We start from the raw sequence: 21,164 nt of genomic DNA, 5'->3' as shown, positions 1-21,164 counted from the left end.
GAGCAGGCGCGGTCCGGCCTTGTTGAGGGAAAAAATGACTGATTACAACAAACTGAGCCGCGAAGACCTCATCCGAGTGCTGCTTGAGCGCGACGGCGTGGACATTGGCGGCATCCGGCTGACGTACCCGGGTCAGACCCCTCCGTGGCAGATCATTCGACAATTGAAGCCTCGGTCCCAGCGCATCGAGAAGAAGCTTTGCGTTGGCTCCGAAATACAGCAGTCAGAAAATATTCTTCTCGAAGGCGAAAACCTTCAAGCGCTGGTCAGTCTGTACAAGTACCGCGGCCAGGTTGACCTCGTCCTGACCGATCCTCCCTACAATACCGGCTTGGACTTTCGGTACAACGATCGCTGGGACGAGGATCCGAACGATCCTGACCTAGGAAAATTGGTTCCGGCGGATGACGGGTCAAGGCATTCCAAGTGGCTCCGCTTCATGACACCACGCCTCTGGATGATGAAAGAGATGCTTCGACCTGGCGGGGTCTTGGCAATCTGTATCGATCATCGAGAACTCTTCCGGTTGGGTATGCTGCTCGACGAGATGTTCGGAGAGGCCAATCGTATCGGAATAATCAATTGGCAAAAGTCATATGCGCCGCGCAACGATCAGCGCCAACTCTCTACAGCAACAGAATATGTTCTAGTTTACGCAAAGAACGCAGAACGAGCGAAGACTGCACTCCTCCCGCGTACTGAGGAGATGGACAAGCGTTACCTCTCGCGTGACGGAGATCCCCATCCCTGGAAGCCAGGCGATTTAACCGCGCGTGGTGAGGAGACTCACCTGTCCATGATCTACGCCATTCAATCGCCATTCACTGGCCAGCTCCACTATCCCACCGCAGGTCGCCACTGGGGCTCGGAAAAGCGGCGAATGAAGGCATATTTGGAGACATGGGGATCGAAGTATGTCGAGCGCGATATAGGCGATGGCCGCCAGAAGGCTTTGCTCATTACCGGTGCTCCGATTCCGACCGAAAAGTCGTTTTCGACCGAGCACAAAGCGCTGAAAGCCGCCCGTAAAGCTGCTGAAAAGATAAGGGCCAGCGTCTGGCCCGCTGCCCATTGGCGTGACGACGGTCAGGGCACGTTCGGCATGAAGAAGTATTTGAAGGACGTCAAACAAGGGATCGTTCCGACGACATACTGGTCTGACGATGACTACGAGGAGCCGTTAGACATCGGCACGACCTCATGGGATCACGAGCATTCCGGCCATAGTCAGATTGGCATTAACGAGCTGACTTCGATCGTCGGTCCGGGTCACGGGTTTGAAACTGTCAAACCTATGAAGCTGATCAAAAAGATCATTCAGATCTGGTGCCCACCCACCGGTATCGTGCTCGATCCATTCGCAGGGTCGGGCACCACCGCGCATGCGATCATGGAACTGAATGCTGAATCGGGAGCCGATCGGCGCTTCTTACTTATCGAGCAAGGTCGGCCGGAGCGCGGCGATGCCTATGCCCGAACTCTTACCTATGAACGTTTGAAGCGCGCCGTAACGGGAGAACGTGTCAACAAGAAGGGTGTCTCAGCGATCTCTGCAGCGCCGCTTTCGAGCGGTTTCCGGTTCTCGAAACTAATGTCGCAGGTCGACGCTGCGGCGGTTTTGGCACTTGAGCGAGAAGAAATGGTGGACCTGCTGCTTACTTCCTACTGGGATCAGAAGGATAGGGCCGCTGCACATCTGAGACGGTTGCCCGCGGGAACGCACTCGTATCTGTTTGCCAAAAGCGCACGAGGCGAAGGTTTCTTTCTAATTTGGAACGGTCCAGATCAGGCTTCGGTCCTCAACCGCGCGTCGTTCCGAGCCATTGCCGCGGAAGCGAAGGCTGAAGGGCTGGCACAACCGTTTCACGTTTATGCGCGGATATCGACGTACAGCGGTCCCAACGTCGAATTTTACCAGATTCCGAATCGCATCCTTGATGCGCTGGGGTTCAACGAAGCACTACACCCCTATGGAGTCGGATCGACGTCAGATGCCGGCGAGGAGAACGCCGCGTGAGCATCGAACTACTCCCCTTTCAAACAAAGGCCTCCCAGCAAATTGTGGCCCGCTATGGGCTCTTGGTCACCGACAAGAAGCGGCCTATCGAGTACATGGGGTGGCCGACGCCATTCTATCAAGCGCTCGCGTCGCTGACCGGATCCGGCAAGACGGCCATCCTCGCCGATACGGTTTCGCTGCTGCGTGCGGGCATGCAGCTCGAACCGATTGTGCTGTGGATTTCCAAATCCAAAGCGGTCGTCGATCAGACGTTCGCGAACTTTGAGGCGGGTGGGAAATACGAGCATCTGATCCCCCAGCTTACCACCGGCTACCTAAGTGAAGCCAAGGTGGATCAAATCCAAGACGACACACAGGCGTGCATCCTGTTGGCTACGGTAGGTAGCTTCAATCAGAAATCGAAAGGCGACGGCAAACTCAAAGTTCACCAGAAGGACGAGGATGAGAATGACGGAGCACTGTGGGAAATCCTCGCTGAGAGGAAAGCGCCTAGTGCATCAGAGCGGCGCCCGCTGATCATCGTCTATGATGAAGCACACAATTTATCCGATCAGCAGACGGATCTGCTCCTAGAACTTGAACCGGATATAATCCTGGCAGCGTCAGCGACGATGCGCACGCCGGGCAAGCTAGGACAGATTATCGACCGGCTTAAGCAAGTAGGTTGGAACGCGGAGGCAATCTCTGATCCCGAAGACAGTCCGTCGCGCTGCTTGATCACCGCCATCAGATCAAAGGAACCCGTCGACGCTGGCTTGGTGAAACGACAGATCGTCCTCGGCGGCTACGACACCGAGATGGAAACCACTCTCAATGACATGATCGAAGACTTCCAGCTCGCCACGCTCAAGGCGGACGAACTCGAAGCCGGCTTCCTTCCGAAGGCGATCTACGTTTGCCGTACGAACATCAGCCAGGATGATGGAACCGCCGATAACCCTCATCGGCCGTTCAACCAACGCAAAGCGCCTCCTATCTTAATCTGGCGGTACCTGACCGAAGAAAAAGGCATCCCTGCAGACGAGATCGCGCTCTATTGCGATCTGAAAATGAATCAAAAGGACTATCCTGCTCCGGAAGGGTTCACCCTCTTCTCAGGCGGAGAGGACGACTTCGCCGTATTCTCGCAGGGAACCTACCGGCATATCATCTTCAACCAAAGCCTTCAGGAGGGATGGGACGATCCGGCCTGCTGCTTTGCCTATATCGATAAGTCTATGGGATCGGCTCTTCAAGTCGAACAGGTCATCGGTCGCGTTTTGCGTCAGCCTGGAGCCCGTCACTACCCGGACCCATTGTTGAATACGGCGAATTTCTACATTCGCATCGACAGTAAGCAGGAATTCCCGAAAATACTCGAGGTGGTTAGACGCAAGATCGCTTCAGAAATGCCCGACGTGAAGCTGGAGGGTTTCAGCGATGCACGTGACCGGCGACGGTCGCGTATCGAGCCGAAGCAAAGCCTCACCATCCCGGAAATCCACATAGATGCCGACGAGTCCGTTGATCCACTTACCAAAGCCATCTCGTCGATCCACGACTACACTACCGATTCCGTGAATGTTCAGGGTGCAGGCGAGCTAACTCGCGCGATTCAACAAATCGGTGACGGCTCCAAACCCTCAATCGAGACACATGTCAAAGATCACTCCAACCGCGTTATTGCGCGCTGGCTTGTTCGACGACACATGCAGTCTCGATATCCCGAAGCCGTCAAGACGATCGACTGGGCCGACCCAAAGTTTGAAGCACGCGTAGAGATTACGAGCGTCGCCGCTCAACAGTTGCGCGAGGATGCCGAACGGCTCGTCGACACATACCTATCTCATGCAGAATTGGCATTCGAGGATTTAAATCCTTACACCGTAGGGGCAGTGTACGTTCGTCCAGATGCCACTCACAAATTCAATAACTCGGCCCATGAGAGCTATAGCGATCTCAACACGCCGGAACTCGCGGTAGCCCACGAGATCGACGGTACGGGACACACGTGGGTCCGCAATCCGGTGAACGGGGGATACTCAATTCCTCTTCTAGACAAGGGCGAGAGCCGGCGTTTTTTTCCCGATTTCCTTGTCTGGAAGGACAAGAAAATCATAGCGATCGATCCTAAAGGTGGGTTTCTCCTTCAAACGGAAGCTGGCCGCAAGCTGTTGGCGATCCGGGATGAGAAGGGTCAGCAACGCATTTTGGTCCGGTTTATTACTGACGGGACTTGGTCAGCAGAGACCATGAAGCAGACAAGCAGTTCCGGATTCTCCGTGTGGCGAATGACGACAACCGGTCAGATCCGTTGTACGACCCACGCGGATGTAGCCTCAGCCGTTAAGAAGGCCCTGGAGACCAAATGAGAGGGTACGACGCAGCAATATGACGTTAGGTCGCTCGCCTTCCCCAACGATCGAGGATCAGCCTTCCCCCGTCGCCGCTTCACATCTCTACTATATAAAGCTTGGACGCGGCGGAGACTGGGAAGCCGAAAGCCTGCGCGATGGCGTCCTGCGGTTCGGCTATCGAGAGGCGCCGCACGACCAGTGTGCTCGCGGCGACTGGCAAGGTGTCTGGGAGGCAATGAAAGTCATCCGCGGTGATGCCGGCGCGGCGACCCGCGACGTCAATCAGATCCGGGCCTATTACGAGGCCGACGAGCATGCGATCTTCATCACGTTCGTCGGCGGACTCCTGTATTGGTGCCGACCCACCGGCCCTGTCGAATTGCTCGATGATCGCAGCCACCGTCGTCAAACCGTGGAAGGATGGCGTAACACAAGCGTCAACGGCACCCTGCTCTCGGCCGACCGGCTATCGGGACGTCTGCTGAAGGTGCAGATGTTCCGGGGGACAATCTGCGATGTTCGGGCGGGAGACTATCTCCTGCGAAAACTCAGCGATCAGCTCTCCCCCGAGGTCGCCGCAGCCGAAGAGGCCGAACGTGCGCTGATGACGGCAATCGTGGAGCTGATGCGCCTTCTCACCTGGCAGGACTTCGAGCTCCTCGTCGATCTCGTTTTCTCGACCAGCGGTTGGCGGCGGGTAAGCCAGGTCGGGCGCACGCAGAAGACTGTGGACCTGGAGCTCATCTTGCCCAGTACGGCTGAACGCGCTTTCGTTCAGGTCAAATCGCAGGCCACATCCGCGGCCCTGAACGACTATGTTGCCCGCCTGGCAGAGGCCGATGCCTATGACCGGATGTTCTTCGTCTGGCACACCGGTGACATCGCAGAGGAAAGCAGTCCGGCGGGCGTCATACTTCTTGGTCCGCAAAAGCTTTCTCGGATGGTGCTCGACGCCGGCCTGTCATCGTGGCTGCGGGAAAAGGTTTCCTGACCAAGCCGACGCTACTGAAAGCCTGATCTACCGTTCTCCGGCTCTCCGTACAAACCTTCGTCCGCGAAGGATGGACGCGATGGGGGAAAGCCTTCCCCTACGGCCGAGCCCAAGGTCTCGACCGACCCCTTCTGCGGGGAGACCCCGCAACGCCCCCTGAGAGCGAGAGTGCGGACCGGTTTCCGTGACGGGTGAATAGCTGGGGGAGAGGCTCCCGCGACCGTCGTGGAGATTGGTCCCATGAACACGCAAATTCTCGATACGCGCCGCGACACGACCGGCGGTTACAAGGTGGATGTCAGCCGCGGCGACCGAGTCGACCGCGTCTCGTCGGAGTGGTTCTCTCGGCCGGCTGACGAACGCCACCTCTCGCTCTCCGAACTGGCGCGATCGGTACGCGACCGCGCCGACCGCAGCCGGACCCGCATGGTGGAAAGCGCCCTGATCCATGTCGAGGCGAACCGCAGTGATCCCGAGCGGCTGGCCCTCGTTCTGCCCGGCACCGATACGGCGATTGCGCCGACACACTGGTCCTTCGGCCAACTCGCCGGCCTGGTCGGCGCACCCGCCGCCTATCTACGCCAGCTGCCAGCCGCGCTCGCCGCCATCAATCTGCAGTATGGCCTGTCTTCCAATCGCGCCGAGCAGATCAAGACGTTGGAGACCGATGACGGCCGCGCGGAACTGCGCGCCGTCACTGGCCCTGATTACGGGAGGATATTCGACGCAGAACTTGTGGAAGCCGTGCAGCGCATCGCCGGCAACGGCACGGGCGACACCCGCTGGAAGGTGCCGGGCGTGCTCGACTGGTCGACCGGCGTCTACAATCCGCGCGTCGACATAACCAAGGACACGACGACGCTTTACGCCTCTGATCGCGACGTCTTCCTCTTCCTGGTCGACGACCTGAATCCGATCGAGGCCGGCCGACTGCCGGACGGTTCGCCCGACCTCTATTTTAGGGGCTTTTACTGCTGGAATTCCGAAGTCGGCGCCAAGACCCTCGGCATGGCGAGCTTCTATCTTCGCGCCGTCTGCCAAAATCGCAATTTGTGGGGCGTCGAGGATTTCGAGGAAATCACCATTCGCCACTCCAAATACGCCGCCAACCGGTTTGCGCATGAGGCGGCTCCAGCGCTGGCGAACTTCGCCAATTCCTCGCCACTACCCTTCGTCAACGGCATCAAGGCGGCGCGCGAGAGGATCGTGGCGAAAACCGACGAAGATCGCACCGACTTCCTGCGGCGCCGCGGATTCTCAAAGGCAGAGACGGCCAAGATCATCGACACGGTGTTGGCCGAGGAAGGCCGGCCGCCCGAGAGCATCTTCGATTTCGTTCAGGGCATCACCGCCGTCGCCCGCGACAAGCCCCATCAGGATGCCCGCCTGGATATGGAGGCCAAGGCCAAGAAGCTGCTCGACCGAGCGGCCTGATCTCCGTGACGCCGGGGATGCGGCTTTCCGTCTCTCCGGTTTCACGCTTCCGTGCCTTTCCAGTTCATCGGTCCGTGGCGCTGCCCCCTTTAGAGGAAGAGGGCGGCGCTTCGCTTCGTGACGGGTTTTGGGTCGAGAGAGAGGCTCTCGGCGCCCGTCGCGGAGTAAATCCCGATGGCTACTGCTGCTCAGAAGATCATCCTGTCGTCCTCGCGCGACATCCCTCTCAATAAGCTGGTGCTCAGCCAGTCCAACGTCCGGCGTGTGAAGGCTGGCGTCTCGATCGAGGATCTTGCGGCGTCGATCGAACGACGCGGCCTGATCCAGAGCCTCAGCGTCTTCCCAGTCGTCGACGCCGATGGCGTCGAGACCGGCATGTTCGAGGTGCCGGCCGGCGGTCGTCGCTTCCGGGCGCTCGAACTGCTGGTGAAGCAGAAGCGCCTCGCCAAGGTCGCGCCCGTGCCTTGCGTCGTTCGCGACCGCGACGGTGATATCCTCCCCGAGGAGGTGTCGTTGGCCGAGAATATCGAGCGCGCGCCACTCCATCCGCTCGACCAGTTCCGCGCCTTCCAGGACATGCGCGCCAAGGGCATGACCGAGGAAGAGATCGCAGCCGCATTCTTCGTGCAGACCGCCGTCGTGAAACAGCGACTCCGCCTGGCATCTGTCTCGCGGGCGTTGCTCGACGTTTATGCCGAGGACGGCATGACGCTGGAGCAACTGATGGCCTTCACGGTGTCGCCCGATCACGCCCGTCAGGAACAGGTCTGGGATGCGATCAAGGACGCCTGGTCGAAGGAGCCCTATCAGATCCGGCGCATGCTCACCGAGACTACGGTGCGTGCCTCGGACAAGCGCGCCGTCTTTGTCGGCATCGAAGCGTACGAGGCCGCCGGCGGCGTCACCATGCGCGATCTCTTCCAGTCCGACGATGGCGGCTGGCTGCAGGATCCGGCGCTGCTCGACCGCCTGGCCACTGAGAAGCTGAAGGCCACGGCCGAGGAAGTCGCCGCGGAAGGCTGGAAGTGGATCGAGGTCGCGGTCAGCTTCCCCTATGACGCGACCCGCGGCCTGCGCGAGCTGCATGGCGAGGCCCTCGACCTTAAGAGCGAGGAACAGGCGACGATCGACGCCCTGATCGGCGAGCAGCAGAAGCTCGAGGCGGAATATCAAGACGCCGACGAGCTGCCGGACGAGGTCGACCAGCGGCTCGGCGAGATCGAGACGGCGCTCGCCGCCCTCGAGGCGCGACCGGTCCGCTACGAGACCGACGATGTCGCCCGCGCGGGCGTATTCGTCAGCATCGCCCATGACGGCCAGGTCGACATCGATCGCGGCTATGTCCGGGCCGAGGACGAAGCGCCGATCGCCCTCCAGGGCGAGACTGGCGTGGAAGCCGGCGCCGACTCGGCCGAACCGATCGTGCAGCGGGCCGCCATCACGGTCGGCGGCCAGCCCGTCGAGCCGGAGGACGACGAGGACGATGCGATCAAGCCGCTACCCGACCGCCTCGTCACCGAGTTGACGGCCCATCGCACCCTGGCGCTGCGCAATGCGCTGGCCGACCATCCGCATGTCGCGATGACAGCGCTCCTGCACAAGCTGGTCTCCGACGCCTTCCAGCATCGCATGTACAAGGGCGCGATCGAGGCGTCAGTCAGTCACGTCTTCTTCCCGGTGCAGGATGACGCGTTGAAAGATAGCCCGTCGGCCCGCGCGGTGCATGAGCGCCACGAGGGCTGGGCGGGCGACATTCCCGCCGAGGACGAGGCGCTGTGGGACTGGCTGGCGGCCCTCGACGACACGAGCCGAATGGCGCTCCTAGCCCATTGCGTGAGCTACGGCGTCAACGCGCTTTACGAGAAGCCGAACCCCTATGGCGGCAACGGCGTCTCGCAGCACGGCCTCGACATGCGGCTCGGCCAGGCCGACCGACTGGCCCGCGCCACCGGCCTCGACATGGTGGACGCCGGTTGGCGTCCGACTGTCAGCAACTATCTGGGCCGCGTCACCAAGCCCCGCATCCTTCAGGCAGTCCGCGAGGGCGCCGGCGAACAGGCCGCGCAGCTCATTGACCACCTGAAGAAGGGCGACATGGCCAAGGAGGCCGAACGCCTGCTGGCGGATACCGGCTGGTTGCCGGAGCCGTTGCGCCTGGTCGCTGAGCCCGAGACAGCCACACCGGACACCGACGCCAGCGGCAAGGACGAAGGGGCTACGCTGCCCGACTTCCTCGCCGACGAGGACGAGGAAATCACAGCCGATGGCGAAGACGACGAACGCCACCTCGTAGCTGCCGAGTGAGCTAGGGGCTGGAGCGACGAGCGCGCTCCAGCCCCTTTTTTATGCGCTGCGCTTAATGCGCGGCTGCACCCGCACACCGTCAACCCAGACGGCGACCTTCCCAGTTGCGACAAGTCCAGCCGTCTCCGCCACGAACTGCCGCAGGGGATGCGTCCCGCTCACCCAAAAGCGGTGACGATATCCAACGGCAACTGCGGCATCCTTGAACCCCTTCAAGGCGTCGTAACCTGCAGCCTCCTGGATCTCGAATTGCACGATCCAGCGCGTGCGCCTGGGCCGCACGTCGTCGAGAATTTCGACAGCGATGCGATGCTTTAGCCGGGACCTGACGGTGACCGGTTCAATCTTCTTAGATGGAAATTTTAGGATCTGAGCCATCAGAACCTCCTTCGCTAGTGAAGCGGTTCGATGGCGTTTACGGGATCGGTGAACCGCACATCCGAGACCCGCCCGCGCAAGCGCGGGGCAGATCAGCGGCGGCCCGTTGACCGGACAGTTCAGCTACTACAGCTCTTGCTGCAGGCGGTTCTTCTCAATGCCGCGTTATTTGCGGCGACCCTGAATCTCTTGGGATATGGAGCTCGCACGCAGACGTTTCAAGCTTCGGCGTCACGCGAGTCTGATTTAGAGATCATCTCTACATTCTACCAAACCGCGACCTCCCACCGACCGTTGACGCGGGCAAAGCCGATCGGCCGGTTCTGTGGCGTCGCGTTCGGCTTCGTCGAATCCATCACGATCTGCGTCATGCAGGTCACGCCCGGGCCGACACCTCCCGGCGAACAGTCGCCGAGCTTCAGCGTGGCATTGGTGAGCGGTCCCGTGAACAGGCGGTGACGCCGGACCGCCGCCGTTGCCTCATCCTCGGTCGGCTGCGCGACCTCGGCCGTAGCCGGCGACGCGGCCGCCGGCGCGATCACAGGCCGGAGGACGAACCCCGCGCCGAACCCGATTGCCAGACAACCCGCCGCAATGATGCCGATCGCGCTTCCCTTCATCTGGCCTGCCTCTTCCTATCCGGCACGGCGAACTCCAGTGAGCTGAGGCGCCGCGGCTTCTTTCCCCAGGAAAGTTTAGCGTCGGATCGCCGCCGCCGGAAGGCGGAGCGATGAGCCGGGTCCCGCCCGCGCCAGAGTGAGAGGTTCGCCGAGACGGGTTTGAGCCCGTCCGGTCGAGAGAGAGCGCCGGGCCGGCTCGTCCCGTCTCCGCTCTCCGAGGTCTTCTCCATGCTTTACGCTCCACTTCCGGCTGCCGTCCCGGCGGTCTCGCTCCCGCTCGCGCCCGCGACGCCGCCGGCCTCCGCCGTGCTGGCCGCCGCGGAGCATCTCCTCCCTCATCTTGAAAAGGGCCGACCGGTCGACGCCGCGACGCTGCGGGCCACTATGGAGGCGGCCTTCGGCGCGTCCGACGCTGCCGGCGCCTGGGACTGGAAGACGGCCTATGACGCTTGCGAGGTCGCGACGGTCCTCTTCCTGCGCAAATACGGAAAGGCGCTTTTCCGCAAAGCCGCTTCGCCGGCTTCACGCCTGTCCGCGCTGACTAAGATCGTTACCCTTCTTCCCACACACACGCGGCGCTTCGAGGAAGCGCAGGCCTTGCAGCAATTCTCGACGCCTGTCCCGCTCGGTCTCGCCGCCCTGACCGCGGCATCGCTGACCCGGGCCGACCGCGTGCTGGAGCCTTCGGCCGGCACCGGCCTGCTTGCCATCCTCGCCGAGATCACTGGCTCCGCACTCATCCTCAACGAGCTTGCCGAGACCCGCGCCGATCTGCTCGCCTCCCTCTTTCCGGCCATCCCGGTCACGCGCTTCGACGCCGCGCAGATCGATGACCATCTCGATCGGGCGGCCGTTCCCAGCGTCATCATAATGAATCCGCCGTTCTCGGTGATGGCCAACGTCACCGGACGAATTGCCGACGCGGCCTATCGCCATGTCGCCTCGGCCCTGGCGCGCCTTGCCGATGGGGGCCGCCTCGTCGCGATCACCGGCGCGAACTTCTCGCCTGACACCCCTGCCTGGCGCGACGCGTTCATCCGACTGCAGGAGCGCGGGCGTGTCGTGTTCACGGCCGCCGTTGCGGGCTCGGTCTATGCTAGGCACGGCACGACCATCGAGACGCGCCTGACCGTCATCGACAAGGCGCCGGCAGAGGATGCCACCCGCTTTCCGGATTCTGCCGGCCTCGCACTCGATGTTGCGACGTTACTCGCGTGGATCGACCAGCAGGTTCCGGCCCGGTTGCCGGTGTCGCTCCCTAAGACGATCGTCGACGCGCCGATCGCCCCGCGCACCGTGCGCGGATATCTCGCCCGGGCCGCTTCCGCGGCGCCTGCGCGCCGCGTCGCCCAGCCCGACGGCGTGCCCCTTCAGTACGAGACGACGGACTGGACGCCGCCGGAAGGCGGCCGCCTGTCGGAGTCGATCTACGAGACCTATGCGCTCCAGTCGATCCGCATCCCCGACGCGCAGCCACATCCCACAAAGCTGGTGCAATCGGCCGCCATGGCGTCGGTCGCGCCGCCGAAGCCCAACTATCGCCCGCTGCTCCCGACCCACATCGTCAGCGATGGCGTGCTGTCCGACGCCCAGCTTGAGACGGTGATCTATGCCGGCGAGGCCCATGGCGACTATCTCGCCGGCGCCTGGACCGTGGATGAGACCTGCGATCTCGTCTCGGCCGCACCGGACGATGCGAAAAATGCCGTCCGCTTCCGCAAGGGCTTCATGCTCGGCGACGGCACCGGCGCCGGCAAAGGCCGCCAGTCCGCCGGGATCATCCTCGACAACTGGCTCCAGGGTCGGCGCAAGGCGGTCTGGATCTCCAAATCCGACAAGCTGCTGGAGGACGCCCAGCGCGACTGGTCTGCGCTCGGCATGGAGCGGCTGCTGGTCACACCACTGTCGCGCTTCCCGCAAGGCACGACCATCCGTCTGACGGAAGGCATCCTTTTCACCACCTATGCCACGCTACGGTCCGACGACCGCGGGAGTAGGCTTTCGCGGGTCAAGCAGATCGTCGAATGGTTGGGCTCCGATTTCGACGGAGTGATCATTTTCGACGAAAGCCACGCCATGCAGAACGCCGGTGGCGGCAAGGGAGAACGGGGCGATGTCGCTCCTTCGCAGCAGGGCCGTGCGGGCCTGCGCCTCCAGCACGCCCTGCCGAACGCGCGCGTGGTCTACGTCTCCGCTACTGGCGCCACCACGGTCCACAATCTCGCTTATGCCCAGCGACTTGGCCTGTGGGGCGGCGAGGATTTCCCGTTCGCCAACCGAGCCGAATTCGTCGAGGCGGTCGAGAATGGCGGCGTTGCGGCCATGGAGGTGCTGGCGCGCGATCTGCGTTCGCTCGGCCTCTACACCGCCCGCTCGCTCTCCTATGACGGCGTCGAATATGAGTTGCTTGAACAGCAGCTCACGCCCGAGCAGACGCGCATCTACGATGCCTATGCCGGCGCCTTCGCCATCATCCACAATCATCTCGATGCGGCGATGCAAGCCGCCAACATCACCGGCGACAGCGGCACCCTGAACCGACAGGCGAAGTCGGCCGCACGTTCGGCCTTCGAATCCGCCAAGCAGCGCTTCTTCGGCCATCTGTTGACCAGCATGAAGACCCCGACACTGGTCCGCTCGATCGAGCAGGACCTGGCTGATGGCCATTCCGCCGTGATCCAGATCGTCTCGACCGGCGAAGCGCTGATGGAACGGCGTCTCGCCGAGATCCCGACCGAGGAATGGAAGGATGTCCGGGTGGACATCACGCCCCGCGAATATGTCCTTGATTACCTCGCCCATTCCTTCCCGGTGCAGCTCTACGAGCCGTTCACCGACAGCGAGGGCAATCTGTCGTCGCGCCCGGTCTACCGGGACGGTCAGCCTGTCGAGAGCCGCGAAGCCGTCGCCCGCCGCGACGAGCTGATCGAACGGTTGGCTTCGCTGCCCCCCGTTCCCGGCGCTCTCGATCAGATCGTCCAGCGTTTCGGCACCGACATCGTCGCCGAGGTGACGGGCCGCTCGCGCCGGGTGGTGCGCAAGGGCGACCGCCTTGCGGTCGAGAACCGCGCCGCCTCCGCCAATCTCGCCGAAGCTGCCGCCTTCATGGACGACCAGAAGCGCGTACTCGTCTTCTCTGACGCCGGCGGCACGGGGCGCAGTTATCACGCCGATCTCGCGGCGCGGAACCAGCGCCTGCGCGTCCACTATCTGCTCGAGCCGGGCTGGAAAGCCGACGCCGCCATCCAGGGCCTTGGCCGCACCAACCGAACGAACCAGGCACAGCCTCCACTCTTCCGGCCGATCGCGACCGACGTGAAGGCGGAGAAGCGCTTCCTCTCGACCATCGCGCGCCGGCTCGACACGCTGGGGGCCATTACACGCGGCCAGCGCCAGACCGGCGGACAGGGTCTGTTCCGACCCGAGGACAATCTGGAATCGCACTATGCGCGCGATGCGCTGCGGCAGCTCTATCTCCTGCTGGTGCGCGGCAAGGTCGAAGGATGCTCGCTCGACCGCTTCGAGTCCGCCACCGGCCTGAAGCTGATGGACGACAATGGCATCAAGGACGAGTTGCCGCCGATCACTACCTTCCTCAACAGACTCCTGGCGCTGACCATCGATCTGCAGGGCGTGCTCTTCACGGCGTTTGAGCAACTCCTCACCGCCAAGATCGAGGGCGCGATCCGGAGCGGCGTCTATGATGTGGGATTGGAGACGCTGCAGGCCGAGAGCTTCATCGTCACCGACAGCCAGGTGATCCACACCCATCCGGGCACCGGCGCCGAGACGCGGCTGCTCACCATCACGCGACGCGAGCGCAACCGCCCGACAAGCTTGGCCGACGCCCTCGACCATCTCTCCGATCCGCGGGCGCGGCTCTTGGTCAACGGCCGCTCCGGTCGCGCCGCCGTGCAGATTCCCGCGCCATCCATGATGCTCGACGATGGCGAGATCGAGCGGCGCGTCTGCCTGATCCGGCCGATTGAGCAGCACTATGCGCCATTGCGCATGATGGACGAGAGCCGTTGGGAGGAAGCCGATCGCGCCGCCTTCGCCGCAGCGTGGTGGGCGGAACTAAACGATGTGCCGGACTTCGCCGACAGCACGATCCATATCGTCGCTGGCCTGCTGTTGCCGATCTGGAAGCGCCTGCCGAACGAGTCGACGCGGGTCTATCGGCTCCAGACCGACGCCGGCGAGCGCATCATCGGTCGCCGCGTTTCGCCCGCCTGGGCCGCAAACGCCGGCACCATGGGCGCCAGCGCGCTGACACCGGAGGCCGCCTTCATTGCGCTGACCAACGGCGCCACGATCCTCGACCTCGCCGAGGGCATGCAGCTGCGCCGCGCCCGCGTGATGGGGACCAACCGCATCGAGCTGTCGGGCTTCACCGAAGCGATGCGCGATCGACTGCGCGCCTATGGCCTGTTCAGCGAGATCATCTCGTGGAAGCTGCGCTTCTTCGTGCCCGTCGACGCATCAGGGCCCGCCATCCTCGCCAAGCTGCTCGACACCTTCCCCGTCGCGCGCATCTCCGAACGGGAGGCTGCGTGATGACTCGTCAGGATGCTTCCGATCTCGCGCGTAGTCTCGGCCGGCAGGCTGAGGCGGTGTGCCGCCACTATCTCTCGAGCGGGCGTCGCGAGGGCCGCTACTGGCTGGTCGGTGATGTGCGCAACACGCCCGGTCGCTCGATGTATGTCCGGCTCAAGGATTCTCCGAAGGGCATCGCGGGCAAATGGACCGACGCCGCCACCGGCGAACACGGCGATCTCCTCGACGTTATTCGTGAAAGCTGCGGCCTAACCGACTTCAAGGACGTGGCCGACGAGGCACGGACCTTTCTCAGCATGCCGCCGCCGGAACCGGAGCCACGATCGCACGAGCGTCGGGGCCCCGCGCCGAGCGGCTCGCCGGAAGCGGCGCGGCGTCTCATCGGCATGTCACAGCCGATAATGGGCACAATCGTGCAAGCGTATTTGCGGGAACGCGGCATTACGGATTTACGCGGAACCGGAAACCTTCGCTTCCATCCACGCTGCTATTATCGGCCCGACGAGCATACGCCGACCGAGACCTGGCCAGCGATGATCGCCGCTGTCACCGATCTTGATGGCAGGATCACGGGCGCGCACCGGACTTGGCTGGATCCCCGATCGCGGGACAAGGCACCGATCGACACGCCGAGGCGAGCCATGGGCGACCTGCTCGGCAACGCGGTGCGCTTTGGCATCGGTGGCGAGGTCATGGCGGCCGGCGAAGGCATCGAGACCGTGCTGTCGCTCCAACAGGTGCTTCCCGACATGCCGATGCTGGCGGCGCTCTCGGCGGCGCACCTCGCCGCCATCCTGTTCCCCGACACGCTGCGACGGCTCTACATCGTGCGTGACAATGATCCGGCCGGTGATGGTGCGCGGGACAGCCTGATCGAACGGGCCAACGCCGTCGGGATCGAGGCGATCGTCATCTCGCCGGCGCTCGGCGACTTCAACGAGGATCTCCGCGCCCTGGGCATCGAGCATCTCCGGCAGCAGTCGCGGATGCAGATCGCACCCCAGGACGTCGCAAGGTTCATGGCGCTGGCGGCATAGCCCGGAACGCGAGACAACATTGGCGGTGTGTCGTCATGCTCGCGCGGATGCACCCACCGTCGGAGGGGGACCGCGCCTCGGCCTTCGAGAGGGCGATCGGCCAGCAAACGGACCCGCCCGGCAATGGCTGCGGCCGACGATTTTCCGGCGGCGCGTGCCGCGCCTTTCCATCGCGAGGCAAAATCGCCGGCCTTCGCCATCCTCCGCTGACGCTCCGGCCCTGCGCTGCGCTCCGGGTGCAGGGCCGGCCCGCCCGCCGGCTTCGTCGCCATGAAGGCCGCGACGTCGCGGTCCAACCGACGGAGCATCCCATGAGCGAGCACGACGACTTCGAACCGCATCACGCCTCATCACCCACCGACCATGTCCTCACCGAGCTTCAGCTCCACGGCTACCGTCCCTTCGAGGATGAACCCGACCAGCGGCTCTTGCCCGACGGCAATGCGGTTGCGGGCGCCATCTCGGACATCTTCGACGCCCTGATCGGGACGCTGGAGGACACTCGCCTCGAACCCGACCTCGACGATCTCCTCTGGTCGACGGTCAACGTCTTCCACCGCGCCACCGACCGGATCGCGCGCGAACTGGACGACAACGAACAGGCGCAACGCCGCGGGCAGCGTGAACAGGACGGCAGCGAGGTGAAGGCGGTCGAACTCGAGCGCCACATCGCCGAGGGCCAGACCCTGATCGAACGTCAGAACGCCTTCGAGCTGATGCGCGACCAGGCAGCCGAACATTACGAACGCCACGTCGGCAAGACCTGGCTTCCGCGCAGCGGGTCAAAGGTCAACCACCGCAATCTCACCTCAGCGCTGATCGACAGCCGCGACTTCCTGGCAGCGAAACGACGGGCCGAGCAGACGATCCTTCTTCCGCCTGGTCCGAAAATCGTCGTCACCGGCGGGCTTGACTTCAACGACCACCGGCTGATCTGGGCCAAGCTCGACCAAGTGCACGAAAAGCACCCGGACATGGTGCTGATGCATGGCAAGTCGCCGAAAGGCGCCGAGAAGATCGCGTCCCTTTGGGCCACGAACCGCAGTGTGCCCCAGATCGGCTTTGCACCGGACTGGACGAAGCACGGCCGCGCAGCGCCCTTCAAGCGCAATGACGAGATGTTGGAAGTTCTGCCCAAGGGCGTGATGCACTTCCCCGGCACGGGCATCAACGACAACCTCGCCGACAAGGCCAAGAAGCTCGGCGTCCCGGTCTGGAAGTTCGGCGGCGCGTGAGCGCCGCCTATCTCATATCGACTTTCCAGAACTTCAGCACGTCCTCGACCTCGGTCTTTGGATAGTGAAGGAAATCGGCGTTGGCGAGATTGGATCGGATTTTCGACTTCCGCTTTGCTATTTCTCGTTCGATGCGTGGCGTGAACGGCGCTGTCCCCGGCGGCAGGACGCCAGGCCGATCCGCTTTGGGCCAACTCTTCGGATAGTCGGGCGGTGTCCAACCGGATCGCACCTGCTCAGCCTGTGCGGCGACCGCCTCGTGCTCACATGCCCATCCGTACAGATGGAAAGAGCATACCCGCAGCATGGCTTTGATCTCTGGGAGGGTGTCAGTAAAACCCTTCAACGACGTGGGCAGCCACACCATGTTCGCGACACAGGAGAAATAGCGCGGATCCTGAACCACGCTGCTGCCCTGCGCGAACGATGGATCGTCGTAACCCCAGATGTGACAGACGGTCCAGTTCTTTGGCTTTGGGGACGCAACATCGAGCGCGGCGACAAGGGCGTTGAGCGCAGCCACATTTCCTTCGAACTTCTCCGCCGTTACACCGGTCAGCTTTCGCGTGTTCGTGTAACGCCGCGTCCACCCCGCGTCGAAGAGAGGCCGACCGCGCGCTGTATGTGGTGCCCAGACCGGAAGCGCGAGAAACGTGTCAGGGTGTACCCAACGTGCCGTCCGCTCGATGAGTTCGACGATGGCAGGAATATCCGACCGCAGGGCCTCGTTGCCATCCGGCACATAGAATCCGCTTGCCATGGTCCTCCCTGACGAAGTTGTCGCCTCGTGTGCGCGAGACGTCCGGCGGAGGTCTTAGCGGCAAGGCTGTTGAGAACATCACGACTACCATTTCGGACCGGCCGACGCACCCCCGCTTATCTGCGCTGATCCTTGGTCAGACTGACCGCCTGACGCCATCAACCCGTAAAGGGTCGGCTATGCGAGCATGCCGCCGCTTCGGCTGCGCCTACGCGGTGATTGCAGCGTTCAGTCCGACACTTCGGGCGCCTGTCAGCGGGGGATGGTCCTCCGCTCAAACAGGAGCCGGATCGATGTCCCTCAACGACGCGCACGCCTTCGCCTTCAGCCTCGCCACCACCCTGATGGCCGCCATCATCATCTTCCAGGCCGGTGACGGCACCCTCTCGGTGACGCCCGCCAGCGAGTACGACGGCGACATGGCCGCGATCGTCCATGAGATCGATCCCTTCGCCCCATAACCGGGGCGAACTGGCGTCGCCGCGCGGAAGTCGCCCGCGATTTCCGCTCCCGGCGCAGTCGATTTTCAGCTATAGTTCGAGCGCGCCGTGGTGGTGGTGGAGGCGCGACCGTCAGAGTGTTTCTCACGGAGGCCACCACCATGATCATCCTCGCAATACTCGCATCCCTCGCAGCTATCGGCCTGCTTTGCTGGCTGCTGTTCACGCTGGCCGTCTTCGCGCTGCCCGTGCTCGTCGGCGTGACCGCGGGCGCCTGGGCCTATGGCACCGGCGCCGGCATTCCTGGCGCCATCCTGGTCGGCGCTGTCGCGGCCGCCATCACGCTGGCGGCCGGTCACCTGCTGATCACCTTCGTCCGGCCGATGTGGCTGAAGCTCACCGTGGCCATCGCCTTCGTCGCGCCGGCGGCGATAGCGGGATTCCACGCCACGCATGGCATTGTGAAGCACCTCATGCCTTCCGAAGGATGGCAGATCGCCTTCTCCGTCATTGGCGCGATCGCGGTGGGAATAACCGCCTTCATACGGGTCGCAGGAATGGCGTCGGCCTCGGGTCCGTCCGGGCGGGACCTCGCGCGAGCCTGATCGTCGGCATCGCCGTTGCGAGGGCGACCAGCGATGAGCGGCGACCGCCCACATCGTCTTAGGCCGCTGCGATTGATGCATGGAGCGCGGATCAGCGCTGGACCCGGATAAGCAGCCCCTCGTTGGAGCGGTTGCCATGGCAGGACCACCTCTTGGCTGCACCACCGAACATCCGACGTGGCGATCTCTTAGTTGGCGGTCGCGGGTCAGGATGCAGCACCGATGCCTTGCCGGGAGGAAACGAAGCCGATGAGTTTTGCCCCGGAGCCGGTCTGCCGGTGCGGGACGGCCGCCATTTTCCCCGTTCTCTGACCGTGCCTCAACCGCTCCAAACGGCCTCTTCAATGGCCTGATCTGGCCGAACGCCGGCTGACGCCTCAATCGCCTATGACGCAACAGCCGCGTCAAACTTTCTTCCCCTGCCGGCTGCGCCGCCATTCCTCGCGAGACAAGAAAGCCCTCCTTGGCTGTCACGCCCCTTCGGGGTGCGGCGTCGATCGCCTCCGGCCTGCCGATCGCCATCGAGGTCCTATGAGTAAGGCTGGCGACCTGCTCTGATGCAGCGCGCATTGTTGGCCGTCGCGGAAAGAAGCAGGAAGATGACGCAGGGCCATATTCAAGAAAATGCGGTGCACAAAGAACTTGATGCGATCTTCATGTCGGTGGAGTTGAGCAAGAAGACCTGGCTGGTCACCTCGATCTCGCCGGGAGCTGGCGAGAAGCTATAGCGTCATACCATCCCCGGCGGGGATATTGCCGGGCTTCTAGGCCGCCTCGCTCAGTTGAAGCAAAAGGCTCGTGACCGAACCGGACACGACTATCCGTTCGTCATCATTCAAGAGGCCGGCCTTGATGGCTTCTGGGTCCACCGAGTTCTGGAAGCAGAGGGCCACGACACTCATGTCGTTGACGCAGCATCCATTGCAACGTCTCGGCGCAAGCGACGGGGTGAAGACGGATAGGCTCGACGGCGAGACCCTTATCCGGGCGCTGCTGGCGTTCAAGCGTGGCGAACCGCGAGTCTGCTCTATGCTACGCGTACCGAGCCCTGAGGAGGATCGCCGCCGCATCGTCCGGGAGCGCAAGGTGTTGATGGAAGAACGCATCCGGCACAGCAACCGGATCAAGGGTCTGCTCTTCTCGCAGGGCATCACAGGCTACGTTGGCGAAATGGGCGCGATGCCTGGCGGCAGCCGACCCGGGCGTGAGGCTTCCGTTCGGTCGTCTTGACGCGAGTGTAAAATATGCATAGCCTATGCATATGTTGGATGGAAACAAACTTGGCGTCTTGGGACTGCTCGTTGTCGACGCGATCGAGACATCGTTCGGCGATTTCTCGCGCAGTGCCGCAGCACTTCTCCTGACCTTGCACTATCACGGGCCAATGACGGCGACAGAGCTCGCCATGATCAGTGGGGTCACGCAGCCAACCGCAGTCCGTGTCGTGGGTGGCCTGATCCGACGTGGCCTCGTCGTGCGTGGAGGACGATCGGGGCGGACAGCGCCGCTGGGCCTTACCCGCGAAGGATCGGAAAGTGCCAATGCTCTCCAGGCAGCTCGGTTGGACGCCATGGAACGCCTGCTGGCAACACTGCCGAAGGCTGACCGTATGCAGTTCGAGCGGTCCCTCGATCGCCTACTCGCGTCGGCAACCCGGTCGCGGACCTTCGCCCGTACGACCTGCCGCCTCTGCGATCACACGGGTTGCAGCGGCCCGCTCTGCCCGATCGGCACCCGCGCGAACGAAATCGAGCACGCCGCCGGCGCTAAAGGAGACCCATATGTTGTTCACCCATGACAACAAGAGCCCGCAGGTTGACCCGACAGCCTGGATCGCCTCCGACGCAACCGTCTGCGGTGACGTGACCATTGGACCCGGCGCGCGCATTCTGCACGGAGCACGGGTGATCGGCGAAGCAGGCGGCTCCATCCAGATCGGCTGCGACTGTATCGTGATGGAGAACGCGGTGATCCGCGCCAATCCTCGTCACGGCTGCATCATCGGCAATCACTGTCTCATCGGGCCGAACGCCCATGTCATTGGCGCAACAATTGAGGACGAGGTCTTCGTCGCGACCGCCGCCGCGATCTTCCACGGCGCGCATCTCGGCCGCGGCACGGAAGTACGCGTCCATGCAACCGTCCACCTGCGCACCCGCCTCGCGGCCGGCAGCACGGTGCCGATCGGCTGGGTGGCTGTCGGCGACCCGGCTCGCATCCTGCCGCCCGACCGACACGACGAGATCTGGGCGGCGCAAGAGCCGCTGAACTTCCCGGAGTGGGTCTATGGCTACGACCGCGCCACGCCGGACCTCATGCGGCACGTCACCCGGCGCCTCTCCGAGAGCTTGGGATCACACCTCGGCGACACGGTCATCGGCTAATGCCGAAAGGCGTCACCGATGATGACAATCAGTGCGTCCAGTGTGTCGCTTAAACTTAAATAG

General features: G+C 63.1%; 15 protein-coding genes and 1 pseudogene. 13 read left to right on the top strand and 3 right to left on the bottom strand.

Features of this window, described 5'->3' with window-relative positions:
- Window positions 1-34 precede the first annotated feature (34 nt).
- From AC1DRD_RS15505 to AC1DRD_RS15485, 5 genes are all read left to right on the top strand, one after another.
- Window positions 35-2,017 (top strand): site-specific DNA-methyltransferase, encoded by a 1,983-nt coding sequence (locus AC1DRD_RS15505; RefSeq protein WP_478042037.1) that lies wholly within the window; start codon window positions 35-37, stop codon window positions 2,015-2,017.
- On the top strand, window positions 2,014-4,371 hold the full coding sequence (locus AC1DRD_RS15500; protein WP_478042036.1) for a DEAD/DEAH box helicase family protein: 2,358 nt from the start codon (window positions 2,014-2,016) through the stop codon (window positions 4,369-4,371). Before AC1DRD_RS15505 ends, AC1DRD_RS15500 begins: the two co-directional genes overlap by 4 nt.
- Window positions 4,372-4,390: 19 nt before the next feature.
- Window positions 4,391-5,347 (top strand): restriction endonuclease, encoded by a 957-nt coding sequence (locus AC1DRD_RS15495; RefSeq protein WP_478042035.1) that lies wholly within the window; start codon window positions 4,391-4,393, stop codon window positions 5,345-5,347.
- Window positions 5,348-5,587: 240 nt separating this feature from the next.
- On the top strand, window positions 5,588-6,781 hold the full coding sequence (locus AC1DRD_RS15490) for a DUF932 domain-containing protein (RefSeq protein WP_478042034.1): 1,194 nt from the start codon (window positions 5,588-5,590) through the stop codon (window positions 6,779-6,781).
- A 174-nt stretch (window positions 6,782-6,955) separates the two neighbouring features.
- Window positions 6,956-9,085 (top strand): ParB/RepB/Spo0J family partition protein, encoded by a 2,130-nt coding sequence (locus AC1DRD_RS15485; RefSeq protein WP_478042033.1) that lies wholly within the window; start codon window positions 6,956-6,958, stop codon window positions 9,083-9,085.
- Between the two features lie 39 nt (window positions 9,086-9,124).
- Here the strand turns inward: AC1DRD_RS15485 and AC1DRD_RS15480 are convergent, their stop codons facing one another.
- Both AC1DRD_RS15480 and AC1DRD_RS15475 read right to left on the bottom strand, forming a co-directional pair.
- Complete coding sequence (locus tag AC1DRD_RS15480; protein WP_478042032.1) at window positions 9,125-9,463, bottom strand: hypothetical protein; 339 nt, start codon at window positions 9,461-9,463, stop codon at window positions 9,125-9,127.
- Window positions 9,464-9,729: 266 nt separating this feature from the next.
- The gene (locus tag AC1DRD_RS15475) at window positions 9,730-10,083 is read right to left on the bottom strand and encodes a hypothetical protein (RefSeq protein WP_478042031.1); all 354 of its coding nucleotides are present in this window, start codon (window positions 10,081-10,083) and stop codon (window positions 9,730-9,732) included.
- 228 nt (window positions 10,084-10,311) lie between these two features.
- Between AC1DRD_RS15475 and AC1DRD_RS15470 the strand changes: the two genes are divergently transcribed.
- The 3 genes from AC1DRD_RS15470 (at window position 10,312) to AC1DRD_RS15460 (ending at window position 16,912) form a co-directional block, all read left to right on the top strand.
- Complete coding sequence (locus tag AC1DRD_RS15470) at window positions 10,312-14,640, top strand: strawberry notch-like NTP hydrolase domain-containing protein (RefSeq protein ID WP_478042224.1); 4,329 nt, start codon at window positions 10,312-10,314, stop codon at window positions 14,638-14,640.
- Window positions 14,640-15,677, top strand: coding sequence for a DUF7146 domain-containing protein (locus AC1DRD_RS15465; protein WP_478042030.1), 1,038 nt, complete (start codon window positions 14,640-14,642; stop codon window positions 15,675-15,677). Before AC1DRD_RS15470 ends, AC1DRD_RS15465 begins: the two co-directional genes overlap by 1 nt.
- Before the next feature lie 311 nt (window positions 15,678-15,988).
- Window positions 15,989-16,912: a DUF2493 domain-containing protein gene (locus AC1DRD_RS15460; protein WP_478042223.1), complete on the top strand. Its 924-nt coding sequence runs from the start codon at window positions 15,989-15,991 to the stop codon at window positions 16,910-16,912.
- 7 nt (window positions 16,913-16,919) lie between these two features.
- Here AC1DRD_RS15460 and AC1DRD_RS15455 read toward each other — a convergent pair whose 3' ends face one another.
- A complete protein-coding gene (locus AC1DRD_RS15455; RefSeq protein WP_478042029.1) occupies window positions 16,920-17,672 on the bottom strand; it encodes a hypothetical protein in 753 nt (250 codons plus the stop codon).
- 293 nt (window positions 17,673-17,965) lie between these two features.
- On the opposite strand from AC1DRD_RS15455, the gene AC1DRD_RS15450 reads away from it, so the two are divergent.
- The 5 genes and pseudogenes from AC1DRD_RS15450 (at window position 17,966) to AC1DRD_RS15430 (ending at window position 21,101) form a co-directional block, all read left to right on the top strand.
- Window positions 17,966-18,133 (top strand): hypothetical protein, encoded by a 168-nt coding sequence (locus AC1DRD_RS15450; protein WP_164714525.1) that lies wholly within the window; start codon window positions 17,966-17,968, stop codon window positions 18,131-18,133.
- Between the two features lie 140 nt (window positions 18,134-18,273).
- Complete coding sequence (locus AC1DRD_RS15445) at window positions 18,274-18,717, top strand: hypothetical protein (protein WP_478042028.1); 444 nt, start codon at window positions 18,274-18,276, stop codon at window positions 18,715-18,717.
- Window positions 18,718-19,316: 599 nt separating this feature from the next.
- A pseudogene (locus AC1DRD_RS15440) lies at window positions 19,317-19,878 on the top strand (transposase); the annotation flags it as partial.
- Window positions 19,879-19,972: 94 nt separating this feature from the next.
- Window positions 19,973-20,515 carry a MarR family winged helix-turn-helix transcriptional regulator gene (locus AC1DRD_RS15435; RefSeq protein ID WP_478042027.1) on the top strand — a complete coding sequence of 181 codons (543 nt, stop codon included), beginning with the start codon at window positions 19,973-19,975 and terminating at the stop codon, window positions 20,513-20,515.
- Window positions 20,499-21,101 carry a gamma carbonic anhydrase family protein gene (locus AC1DRD_RS15430; protein ID WP_478042026.1) on the top strand — a complete coding sequence of 201 codons (603 nt, stop codon included), beginning with the start codon at window positions 20,499-20,501 and terminating at the stop codon, window positions 21,099-21,101. Before AC1DRD_RS15435 ends, AC1DRD_RS15430 begins: the two co-directional genes overlap by 17 nt.
- Window positions 21,102-21,164: the final 63 nt, after the last annotated feature.

The sequence above is a fragment of the Sphingomonas sp. P4_G2 genome (assembly GCF_056401155.1).
The sequence above is the reverse complement of the archived record's forward strand: the minus strand, read 5'-3'. Positions and strand labels throughout refer to the sequence as shown.